The 12,376-nt window shown below is 47.5% G+C and carries 10 protein-coding genes; all 10 read left to right on the top strand.

Translation table 11 applies throughout. From position 1 onward, the window contains the following. The first annotated feature begins 136 nt into the window (after positions 1-136). Positions 137-1,612: an extracellular solute-binding protein gene (locus ACFPXP_RS01825; RefSeq protein WP_379891827.1), complete on the top strand. Its 1,476-nt coding sequence runs from the start codon at positions 137-139 to the stop codon at positions 1,610-1,612. 223 nt (positions 1,613-1,835) lie between these two features. Next, complete coding sequence (locus tag ACFPXP_RS01820) at positions 1,836-3,407, top strand: extracellular solute-binding protein (RefSeq protein WP_379891825.1); 1,572 nt, start codon at positions 1,836-1,838, stop codon at positions 3,405-3,407. Between the two features lie 142 nt (positions 3,408-3,549). Continuing rightward, complete coding sequence (locus ACFPXP_RS01815; protein ID WP_379891823.1) at positions 3,550-4,506, top strand: ABC transporter permease; 957 nt, start codon at positions 3,550-3,552, stop codon at positions 4,504-4,506. Positions 4,507-4,560: 54 nt separating this feature from the next. Beyond that, a complete protein-coding gene (locus ACFPXP_RS01810; RefSeq protein WP_379891821.1) occupies positions 4,561-5,442 on the top strand; it encodes a carbohydrate ABC transporter permease in 882 nt (293 codons plus the stop codon). Between the two features lie 21 nt (positions 5,443-5,463). Then, positions 5,464-6,588, top strand: coding sequence for a hypothetical protein (locus ACFPXP_RS01805; protein WP_379891819.1), 1,125 nt, complete (start codon positions 5,464-5,466; stop codon positions 6,586-6,588). A gap of 2 nt (positions 6,589-6,590) precedes the next feature. Next, the gene (locus tag ACFPXP_RS01800) at positions 6,591-7,823 is read left to right on the top strand and encodes an MFS transporter (RefSeq protein WP_379891817.1); all 1,233 of its coding nucleotides are present in this window, start codon (positions 6,591-6,593) and stop codon (positions 7,821-7,823) included. Next, positions 7,820-8,134, top strand: coding sequence for a cupin domain-containing protein (locus tag ACFPXP_RS01795; RefSeq protein WP_379891815.1), 315 nt, complete (start codon positions 7,820-7,822; stop codon positions 8,132-8,134). The genes ACFPXP_RS01800 and ACFPXP_RS01795 overlap by 4 nt, the downstream gene beginning before the upstream one ends. Before the next feature lie 352 nt (positions 8,135-8,486). After that, positions 8,487-9,935, top strand: coding sequence for a family 43 glycosylhydrolase (locus ACFPXP_RS01790; protein ID WP_379891813.1), 1,449 nt, complete (start codon positions 8,487-8,489; stop codon positions 9,933-9,935). Positions 9,936-9,993: 58 nt separating this feature from the next. Next, positions 9,994-11,013, top strand: coding sequence for a dienelactone hydrolase family protein (locus tag ACFPXP_RS01785; RefSeq protein WP_379891811.1), 1,020 nt, complete (start codon positions 9,994-9,996; stop codon positions 11,011-11,013). Between the two features lie 154 nt (positions 11,014-11,167). Next, a complete protein-coding gene (locus ACFPXP_RS01780; RefSeq protein ID WP_379891809.1) occupies positions 11,168-12,160 on the top strand; it encodes a CobW family GTP-binding protein in 993 nt (330 codons plus the stop codon). Positions 12,161-12,376 lie beyond the last annotated feature (216 nt).

The following is a 12,376-nucleotide window of genomic DNA, read 5'->3' as shown; positions in this document are numbered from 1 at the left end:
TGTGTAAGCGTTTTCTGTTATATTATTATAGTATATAATAGAGTATCAGTACAGAAGTCGCATGTAATTATTGGAAAAGGGTGAGGTCGAAGTGAGAACTGCTCTTAGAAAGCCTGGCTCTTTCAGGATTTGGCTCATGTGTCTGATTTGCATCACCATGCTTAGCGCGTGCGGCAAACAAAAACAAGGGGAGGATCAGATTCTCGACCATAAGCTCACGATTATGGCCCCGCTGCATGCACCCTATTTACCTGATAAAGAAATTGTTGCAGCGATTGAAGAGGGAACAAATACAGATCTAGAGATCGAATGGGTGCTTAACGAAATTTATTTGGAAAAATTAAATACCGCGATTGCTACAGACTCCCTCTTAGATGTCACTTATGTCAAGCAAACGGATTATATGTATACGAAAGGTGCAATACGTTCAGGATTGTTTTGGGAGATCGGCCCCTATTTAAAGGATTATCCGAATTTAAGGCATTTAAATCAAGAAATATTAATGCAGACGGCAGTGGATTCGAAAGTTTATGGATTATATACAGAACGTCCTTCCTCCAGACAGGGGGTTATTATTCGTAAAGATTGGCTGGACGCATTGGGACTTCCGCTGCCGGGTACGATAGAAGAACTGTATGAGGTCTTAAAGCAGTTTACGTATGGTGATCCGGACGGTAACGGTAAAGATGACACCTTCGGATTGACGGACCGAAGCGATTTAATCTTCGGAGCGTTCAAAACGGTAGGCTCTTACTTTGGAACGCCGAACAACTGGACCTATGATGGGGAGCAGTTTATACCTGAATTTGCTACAGAAGCTTATATGGAGACGATGAGGTTCATGAGAAAGCTGTACGAGGAGCAGCTGATCAACAGCGATTTTGCTGTGGCCAGCAAGCAGCTGCAGAGGTCGAGACTGATCAATGGAGAGGCGGGCGTTTATATTGGAAGTATGTCCGATGCGGAACGGCTTGCGGATGAAGCGAAGAAAATCAACCCCGATGCGGAATTTACACTCATCAATCGGATTAAAGGACCTAGCGGCTATCATGTATGGTCTATTCCGAACCATAGCGGATTGTATTTGTTCTCAAAGGAATCTCTTGAGACGGAAGATGAGCTCAGGCAGGCATTGGCTTTTTTTGATCGCACGATGGATGCGGATATTAGCAATTTAATGCGTTACGGCTTTGAAGGACGCCACCATGTGGTGAAAGACGGCAAGATATATATGACGGATGAGATGAGCGAACTGAGAACCGTAGAGGTCAACACCCTGTATACCTTAATGATTGCGGATCGAAGCAATCCGAATATTATGCCGATGGGTAACCGGGAGCCTTTGCTTGCACTCGCTGAGAAACTTTACGTAGACAATGAATTGTTTATCGTGGGAGACCCGATGATGTACCTCGATTCCCCGACCGAGGAGGAACGGGGGCCAGAGCTTCATAAAATGATAACCGATGCGACCTATCAATTTATGATCGGCAGCATAGACGAAGAAGGGTTCCGGGAAGAAGTCGAAAGATGGCGAAAAGCTGGCGGCGAACAAATCATTCAAGAATACAACGAGGCCTATCACAACTGGAAGAATCCTTCTTCACTTTGACCGAGCACAGTCATTCTTTCTTACTGCGGCAGCTGAACAGCTGTCGTTTTTTATTTTGATACATGGCGATAACATGGATAATCAATTACTCAGATGAATCGAGCTTAACCTTTGATATGCAAGGGTTTGCTCAAGAGTGAGATGATGATTGTATACGGAATGGACCTGCACGTTTTACGATGAGCATGTAAGCGAATTAAATATATGAGGAGGTCTTTCACGCATGACAAAAGCAACCGGAAAAAAAATGTTGATGCTGCTTTTGACAGCGGTACTGTTGTTCACGATCGCGGCAGGATGCGGTAATGGCAATGGTAACGGCGGCAGCAACGAAAGTAACACCGAAGGCTCGGATTCGACAAACAATTCTCAAGGCAGTAACCAAGAAGAGAAGGAACCTTTCGAATTGACGATCATGGCTAACCTCCATACGCCAGACGTTCCTTCGGACAAGATTGAAAAAATCCTGGAAGAAAGAACAAACACGGAGCTCACATTCCAATGGGTGCCGGATGGAAGCTACGAGGAAAAGCTGAATGCGGCCTTTGCTACGGGAAGCTTGCCTCAGGCGGTATACATGAAGAATCAGACAACATTCGCACAATTTAAAGATGCAATGCGCGACGATCAATTTTGGGAAGTCGGCCCTTACTTACAGGACTATGAATTTTTGAAAAACTTAAATCCGGATGTATTGAGAAATACGATGGTTGACGGAAAAGTTTACTCGTTGTACCAAGAACGTCCTTTATCGAGACAAGGGGTTATTTGGAGAAAAGACTGGGCGGACAAGTTAGGTATTACGCAGCCGCCTCAAACACCGGACGATCTGTATCAAATGATGAAGAAATTTAAAGAAGAAGACCCAGACGGAAACGGTCTTGACGACACGATTGGACTGGCAGACCGCTCCGATTTAGTGTACGGCGCATTTAAAACGGTTTCATCGTATTTCGATACACCGAATGGCTGGGGTGAACTGGATGGACAGCTGCTTCCAGAATTCATGCACCCAGGCTATATGGATACGCTCGATTTCTTCAAAAAGCTGTACGATGAAGGACTTATCAACCAGGACTTCCCGGTTACAAGTAAGACAGATCAGCAGGATATGATCTATACAGGCAAAGCGGGTATGTATATCGGTTCGATTGGTGACGTACTGAGCCTGCGCGACAAAACGATCGAAATCAATCCGGATGCACAGTTCGATGTTGAAAACCGTATTCTTGGACCGGACGGCCAGCCAGGTATTTGGGCCATTCCAGGTTACGGCAACATGGTAATGTTCCCGAAATCGGCCGTTGAAACGGAAGATGAGCTGAAGCAAATTTTATCCTTCTTCAATGAACTGATGAGACCGGAAAATGCGAACCTCATCAAATGGGGTGTCGAAGGCGAGCACTATGAAGTAGTGGACGGCAAAGCAAAAGCTTCCGAGGATTCAGCAAAGAAAGAGCGCGAAGTGAAGCCATTTGAAGCCTTGGCCATCGGCGGTGAAAGCACGATTGATATGCTGGGCGGACACTTCCCTTATGAAATCAAGGCAAAAGCGGAAGCCAAGATCATTGAAGCAAACGACTTCTTGATTCACGACCCTACCGCTCCGCTTGATTCACCAACGTACAATGAAAGAGGAGCAAGACTTCAAGAGTTAATTATCGATGCAACATACCAATATATCCTCGGTGCGATTGATGAGGAAGGCTTCAATAAAGCCGTTGATAATTGGAAGGATGGCGGCGGAGACAAGATCATCGAAGAATATAACGCTGCCTATAACGCGTCGAAATAATTCATGCTTCTAATCAATCGAATCGTGTGAAGAACGAATATCCAGTGATAGGCTGTCGGATCATCCACAGCCTATCTTCTCTCATACGAGCTCCAATCTTCAGAAGGAGAACGCATCTCACCAAGAAAGGAAGTCATTCGTTATGTCCAATGCGATCACGGAACGCCAGCTTTCTCCGCCGAAAAAAACGAACAACTCCACGCTGATGAGAAGGCTGATCAAAAATAAATATATTTATTTCATGATTCTTCCCGGATTGCTGTATTTTCTAGTATTCAAATATATCCCAATGTGGGGACTCATTATTTCCTTTCAAGATTATCAGCCCTATAAGGGCGTACTCGGCAGTGAATGGGTGGGCTTCGAGCACTTTCACCGGTTGTTTACGGAGGATATGTTCTGGACCATCTTCAAAAACACTTTGATTTTATTCTTTATTAACGTATTGTTTTATTTTCCAGTCCCTATCATATTAGCTCTCATGCTGAATGAAGTGCGCAAAGTATTTTTCCAGCGAACCATACAGACCCTGGTATACATTCCGCATTTTATGTCATGGGTCATTGTCGTTTCCATCTCCTTCGTTATGCTGACGATGGATGGAGGGATTATTAATGAACTGCTGGTTTACTTCGGTTTCAATAAAGTGAATTTCCTGCTCAACCCGGATTGGTTCCGTCCGATGTACGTCATCCAAGTCATCTGGAGGGAAGCGGGATGGGGAACAATTATTTATTTGGCAGCCATCGCAGCCATCGACCCGCAGCTGTATGAAGCAGCTCGAATGGACGGGGCGGGCAGGTTCCGTCAAATGTGGCACATCACATTGCCAGCGATTCGCAGCGTCATTATCGTGCTGCTCATTTTGAAAATCGGCGACATTATGGAGCTGAGCTTCGAGCATGTTTATTTGCTTCTGAATTCGATGAACAGAGAGGTTGCAGAAATATTTGACACGTACGTCTACACGGCTGGTTTGCGGCAGGGCCAATACAGCTTTAGTACAGCGGTCGGATTTTTCAAATCGTTCGTCGGTTTAGTCCTCGTCATGCTGGCCAATTGGCTGTCCAAAAAGTTTGGAGAAGAAGGAATTTATTAAAAAACAACGGCAGACAACTGCCACTAGATAGGACTACACGAGGAGGAACTTGCTATGGTTAAAGATCGCAGCCTGGGGAGCCGCTTGTTCGATATCACCAACTATACGCTGCTGACGATCATTGGACTGGTCACTTTGCTGCCATTTGTCCATGTCGTTGCCGGCTCTTTCACCACAGTACAGGAATTGGCTCAAAAGCCGTTTGTACTTATTCCAACGGATTGGTCGCTGGATGCGTACCGATATATTTTCTCGACGAATACCATATTCCGGTCTTTGATTGTATCAATCGGCATCACTTTAGTGGGAACCGCCTTTAGTATGCTGCTCACTTGTCTTATGGCCTATGGATTGTCTAGAAGGGACATCGACGGCCGCAATTTCATCATGTTTTTAGTTGTTTTCACGATGCTGTTTACCGGCGGAATGATTCCAACGTTTATCGTCGTAAAAACTTTAGGATTAATTGATTCGTACTGGGCTTTAATTATTCCGTCCAGCATCAGCGCGTTCAATATGATTATCTTGAGAAACTTCTTTCAAAATCTGCCCGAAGGCTTAGAAGAGTCGGCGAAAATAGACGGATGCAACGATTTCGGTATTTTATTCCGCATCGTTATACCGTTATCGATGCCCGCGATTGCAACGATATCGCTGTTCTATGCCGTAACGTATTGGAACTCCTACATGAGTGCGATTTTATACTTGAACGATTCTGCCAAATGGCCGATTCAGATTTTGCTAAGACAAATCGTTATTATGGCCAGCGGCATCAGTGTCGACTCATCGGGCTTTAGTGACGATTATGTGCCGCCTCCGGAACAGACCGTGAAAATGGCCACGATCGTGGTAGCTACCGTACCCGTGTTATGTGTATATCCATTCCTGCAAAAGTATTTTGCCAAAGGAGCACTGCTCGGTTCCATAAAAGGGTAATGAATCAAGGGGGAGAACCATATGGATAACGATAGAGGGGAATTGCAGCATTTGATCAGGCGGTTCGATCCGTTGTTCGATCGATTTTATGAATGGTTGGCCAACCAGTATGATGCAGTGTCTGGAGGATTCTATTACGCTCAAAGCTCGAGAGAGATGGAAGGTTCAAAACCGGATATTGAGTCGACTGCTCAAGCGCTGAGTATTATTGAGCGGAGCGGCTTGCTTCCGGACATGCCGGTGAAGGTACGAAGCGGTCTTGTTCACTTTTTTCAGCAGAAACAGGATCCGGCAACCGGCTTCTTCATCGATGAAAACCCGGCGATGCGCAAGGATGAGGTGATGGTAGCCAGAGCGATGGGATACTGTCTTCGTTCCTTGAAGCAATTGGGCGCTGCCCCGCTGTATCCGCTGCCTCAAGAAGACAAGGCACCCGAATTTATGGAAAGTGCCGACTCCTATATTCGGCATTTAGCCAGTATCAACTTAAGCAACAGCTGGCGCGGCTGTGATCGCCTGGCTAGTACGAGCGTATATTTTGTACAGCTTCCGGAAGCGAAGCGGCAGGAATATGCGGAAAGGGCACTGGCATGGTTTGCAGACATTCAAGACCCTGAGACGGGATTGTGGGGGGACGGCAGCCTATACGTCCGAATTTCCGGTACGTTCAAGCTGCATACCTTTTACTCCAGGTTTAGGGCACCTATGCCAAGAATAGATGAGATGTATCAAAGTATATTAAGAGGTTTGAGAACAGAGGAAGCAGCGGATATGTGCTACATTCGCAATCCGATTCATCTGCTGTCGTATATCCAGAAAAACATAGCGCAGGAAGAGCTGATGGAGATTATCGGCATCACGATCCGAAACATGGAAGAGCTGAAGCGCCCTGATGGAGGATTTTCCAGGGAGAAGGAGCATTCTCCTACTGCCCCCAATGTCGCACAGGTGAAAAAAGGAGAGTACTATCCGGACATGCCTGAGCCGGTACATCTTGGGCTCGGCCTGCGTGAAGGGGACATGAATGCGGGAACACAGGCACTGCTTATCAGAGAGCTGTGCTCAAGACTGGCTGGAGTCCAAGAGAACCCCCTCCAGTACGATGCAGCAAGTTTTTATCAGATGCTTCCAAGAACCGAGGGATAATATTGCTTCTACAACGGACGAAATCGAGACCTGCACATATTAAATTATCACAACAAGCTGTCACTTCGCTTTGGATTCATTGTGCATTTCAGTTTGGCAGTGCGATGTCCATGGTTTTTGTCAATCTATATTTATGGCGGCTGACCGAAGACTTGGCGCTCAACGGAGCGTATACGCTCATTTCACTTCTAGTAGCGCCGCTAGCAACAATTTGGATTGGAAAGGTCGCCAAGCAGAAAGACCGTCTCATGGCGTACCGCTCGGGCATTTTCCTTACAGCGATATTCTACTTGGGCATTTTGATCGTACAAGAACAGATCGTAAAATATTTTATCGTTTTTGCCCTGCTGAAAGGCATATCGACCGCTTTTTATTGGCTGGGCTACTTTACGCTGATGTATGACGTCTCTAATGACGAAAATCGGCATCGCTATTTGGGACTGAATACGATTGTGACCAATTTGGCGATGCTGGGTGGACCGGCTGCTGCCGGATGGATTATCAGCAGATCGAGCGAGCTTTCTGGTTACGTGACGGTATTTCTGTTGTCCTTTGTGATGTATGCATTGGCTACACTGGGCAGTTTCAAAATGACGAAGGCCGAAGACCATCATCGTAAATATTATTTGAACTACCTGCCGATGATGCTGAGGAAGAACACCTATTTTCTTAAAACGCTGTTGGGATGGCTTATTGTGGGACTGCCCCAAGGGATTTTGTTATATCTTCCTCAAATCATCCTGTTTCAAGTATTTCCGGATGAATCGTTTGTTGGTTATATGAATGTATGTTTTATGGCGATTTCTGTTGTGGTCAGCTATGTTCTGTCACGTACGGCATCCGTTGCGAAGACTGGATTGTACCTATGGATTGCCGGAGCCGGGCTGCTCGTTTCTTCCTCGGTTCTGCTGTGGCAGGTGGCGCTTTGGTCGGTCATCACGTTTATGTGCATCCAATCTTTATTTAAACCCGTGCAGGCCAACGCCTATACGGCTCATTATTATCGGTGGATCGGTATGCTGCCCTTGAAGCGCCATTTTCGAATTGAATCGATCGTCCTTCGTGAATCGGTCATTAATGCGGGAAGGGCGATCGGGGTGATCGTATTTATGGTGTGCTCCACGGATTTGGACACACCGCTTCTGCCATGGATTTTATTTGCGGTGATGCTCGCACAGCTGCTGGTGCCTTGGCTGGTGCAGCACGAACCCATTGAAGAGGAGGATTCAAAATGAGTGTGGGCAAGTGGATGGATGCAGAACCCGGGGTGAAAAGAAAAATATTCCCCCCAGGCCATCATTTGATGTTGATGGAAGTACATTTTGAGCCGGGGGCGGAAGGATACGAGCACAGCCATCCGCATGAACAGTTAAGCTATTGTTTGCAAGGGAGGCTGGAATTTCGTTTGAATGGGGTGCCTACGATCGTGACGGCAGGGGAGACGATCGTCATCCCAGGAAATGTCAAGCACGGCGTAACGGCGTTGGAGGAAAGCCGGCTGCTGGATACATTTTATCCGCTGCGTGAGGATTTACTGAATTCGTGATTGACGGTAGATCCGGGCAAGATAAGGAAGCACAATGGCTCTACCGGGGGAAAATGGAAAAGGATGCGACGTAATGAAACATCATTTTACAATTGGGATGAAAGCTGCAAAGCTCCATGGTCTGATCTGTGGACCGGCTGCTCCCATGTAATTTAAGGGGAGATCTGCAGGCTGGTACGGGATGTCACTCGTGGATATTATGGAAGGAACGCCTAAAGACCTATTTCGAGCTTGTTTATTATATAGAGATACGCCGAACGCGGTGTCAGCAACCGCGCTGTCACGATGTTCATCGAACTGGTGACGGACCAAAGGGGAGCAGCCAGGGTCCCCACCAAATTGGAGGTACAATATGGAAAATAATCGAATGCGCAGCGGGGATCTTGGAGACGGAACGTTCCTCAACCCTATAATAAGGGGGAATTACGCAGATCCTTCGATCATTCGCGTGAATGAAGATTACTATATGGTACACACATCTTATGAGTATATTCCTGGACTTATCATTTGGCATTCCAACGATTTAGTGAATTGGGAGCCGATCGGGAGCGCTTTGCATAAGTATACCGGAGACGTATGGGCTCCGGATTTTGTGCATTATGGAGGTAAATATTATATTTATTTTCCATCGCAGCGGACGAATTGGGTCATTACCGCAGACGATCCGCGCGGCCCATGGAGTGAGCCGGTAAATCTCCATACGAAATATATTGATCCCGGTCATGTGGTCGGTCCGGACGGCAAACGGTACCTGCACTTGTCCGGAGGGTATATGATCGAGCTAGAGGAAGACGGAATCACTACGGTGGGGGAAGCGCGTAAAATTTACGAACCATGGAAATATCCAGAAGACTGGATCGTTGAGGCCTTCAGTCTGGAAGGACCGAAGCTGACCTATCGCGATGGATATTATTATTTAACCGTTGCTCAAGGGGGCACGGCAGGACCTCCTACAAGCCACATGGTGGCAGTTTCACGATCTAGAACGCCTTGGGGACCGTGGGAGCATTCGCCGCACAACCCGATCATACGAACCGAATCGGCACAAGAAAATTGGTGGTCGCAGGGACATGGGAGCTTAGTGGATACACCGGAAGGTGATTGGTGGATGGTGTTTCACGCTTATGAAAAAGGACTGCATAGTCTAGGAAGGCAAACACTGCTGCTGCCAGTTGAATGGACACCAGATGGATGGTTCCGCATTCCTGAAGGGGTCCGAGCTGATCAGACGATTCCCAAGCCAGGGGGATATAAAGTCGCCCATGGATGGCCAGAGTCGGACAACTTCCGCGGCGGTGAGCTTGGTACCCATTGGCAGCTAGTTAAGGGAAGAGGAAGGGAGCGGCATTCTGTGCAGGATGGATGGCTCCAGATCGAAGGAAGAGAAGAGAATGATGGCAATTCGCCGCTGCTTTATATGAGTGGTCATCCTTCTTATGAAGTGGAGATTGAAGTCTGTGTACAAGGAGATGCCGAAGGCAGGCTGATTTTATATTATGACGATTCGGCTTACTTTGGAATCGGTGTTTCCAAGCAGGGTATACGGCATTTTCGTACCTTTAAATCGTACCGAGCGATTCCGTTCCAGTCTGAAACGGTACGCCTCTGCATTCGCAACGACTGGAATATCGTCTCCATGCATTATGACACCGGTGAAGGCTGGAAGAAGTACGACAAGGTGATCGACGCGTCAGGCTTTCATCATAATACGTTCGGCCGTTTCTTAAGTCTTCGGGTTGGGCTGGATGCAGTTGGACAGGGAACAGCCAGATTTACCGATTTTAGGTATACGGTCCGTTGATAAGCAAGCTTCTCTCAGGTAGGATGAACAAAAACACGGTGAAAGCGGGGAGCAGGTCGTGAATGTACTAGACGCTTATTTGGAAGATTTATATGAAGCGCATAAAACCGGCCATCTGTTGAATCAGTCGATGGAATTTGCCGAGAGAGCATATCTTCTTAAGCAGACGCTGCAGCAGAAGCTAGGCGATTTCCCAGACCTAGGGGGACCGCTTGAGGCATCCGTGCTTGAGCGGCATGAGTGCGGAGAATATGCTAGAGAGCTTGTCGAATACCGGACGGATCGAAACCTCCGGATAAGGACCTATGTGCTCATTCCTGCAGATTTATCGGGACCGGCTCCTGCGGTACTCGCTTGTCACGGGCACGGGTACGGGCATAATGAGGCCGTCGGCTTGAATGAGGATGGCAGCAGCGAAAGCGATCGCCCCAGCGGGCATAAACATTTTGCGTTACAGCTTGTTCGTCAAGGATTTGTGGTGTTCGTCCCTGAATTGGCCGGTTTTGGCCAGCGCAGATTGGATCGAGATCGAGTGAAGGGACCGAGGGAAGCGAACTCATGCTTTGCTCTCAGCGCTCATTTGCTGATGTATGGGAAAACGTTGGCCGGCTTGAGAGTGTTTGAGGCGAGAAGAACGCTCGACTATTTGTTTACCCGCAGTGAAGTGGATACGGAGCGAATCGGTATCATGGGCTTTTCCGGCGGAGGGATGGTAGCCGCGTTTACAGCGGCACTGGATGAGCGAGTCCGCGCGGCTGTCATATGCGGCTACACGAGCACCTTCCTTGGAAGCATTTTGAGGACGAACCATTGCATCGACAATTATGTGCCGGGTCTGCTCACGGCGGCCGAAATGCCGGAGCTGATTGGACTTATTGCGCCGAGACCGCTGCTGATTGATTCCGGTTCACACGATCCGCTGTTTCCAAGGGATCACGTCCATATGGCCAAGCATGTTTTAGAGGAGATTTACACTGAACAGAGTGCCATGGATCGATTGGATTTTCATTTGTTTGACGGGGTGCATGAGATCGGAGACGGAATGCCGTACGCATGGTTAAAAGAAAAATTAACATAATCCTTCATGCGAGGCAGGTTGGAGCTTCTAGCTTGGACCATACATAACAGACAGACGGGGTAAATCATGTGTATTTGTTTCATCGTTGACATTCCGCACAACTTCGTCTATGATTCCGAAGCATAATGGAATAAAGCGAGGAGCGGGAAAGGACATGAATCAAAAGATTGTGCCAATTATCGTGCTCAGTGGTTTTCTGGGGAGCGGCAAAACGACACTCTTAACCAAGATGATTGAATATTATAAATCGGCCGGCCGCCGGCCTGCTGTCATTATGAACGAGTTGGGAGACGTCAATTTGGACGGAGCCTATGTTGGCGCTGAAATACCGATGGAGGAAATGCTCAGCGGCTGTATTTGCTGCACGATGCGCGGTGATGCAGCATTGGCTGTTAAACAGCTGGTGGATGAGCATGACCCGGATGTGATCCTTATCGAGGCGACAGGTGCAGCCAATCCGACGGAGATCGTCGATGCTTTAACCGAGGCTTCACTGTACATGCCTGCGGAGCTGAGGCAGTTGATGACCGTTGTGGATGGTCCAAATCTACTGGAGTTTGCTGCAAAAGGAAAAGGAAGGACCTATCGCTTAATGAAGGAACAAATTCGCTGCGCAAGCTTGCTGCTGTTGAACAAAGTGGATTTGTTGTCATCAGGCGACAAGGATCAGGTGATGCAGCTAATCGAGGAAACAGGGACGAAAGCGCCGGTCATTGAGACGGTCGCCTGTGAAATTGAACTGTCTAAGTGGCTGGAAGATAAAGGTCAGACATGGCACAATCACCGGGAGAATGCTGACCCGCTGCAGTTGGAAAGCGGTGAGTTAAGCGGCATAGATCAGGGTCATCATACTCATGCCCACAGCAGTCATGAGCATATGATGGTGGTTACCCATTATTTGCAGCAGCCGCTGAACAGTGAGAAATTCGATCAGTTTATTCGAAGTCTCCCAGAGAATGTGTACAGGGGAAAAGGGATTGTCCGTTTTTCAGACACGACCGGAGGCTTGTATTTATTTCAGTACGCCTATCGTGAGACGGACTATATGGCAATCGAGCCGCAGGGAGAGCTTTCGGAGGTTGTGGTGCTGATCGGCGAAGGCTTACATTCAAAACAGCTGATTGCCGGAATAGAAAACTGCATATAAAGTTGGAAACAGTTGCAGACCGTGTGAACTGCACCCCCATCGTTACACATAACGAACATGGAGGTGCAGTTTTTTTGCCGGAAATGAGTACAAGATAAACGGTAAGCGAATGATTACAACGTTTGCGATTGAGCTGACTTGGGTGGAGGCTTCCCCTTGAAAGACTCCGGTACCGTATTTTCTCATCGAACAGCACGTGAAAGCTGTAAAGAAATC

It is taken from the genome of Marinicrinis lubricantis (assembly GCF_042658665.1).
Classification (GTDB): Bacteria; Bacillota; Bacilli; order Paenibacillales; family KCTC-33676; genus Marinicrinis; species Marinicrinis lubricantis.
Note: the sequence above shows the minus strand (reverse complement) of the source record. Positions and strands in the feature narration are given on the sequence as shown.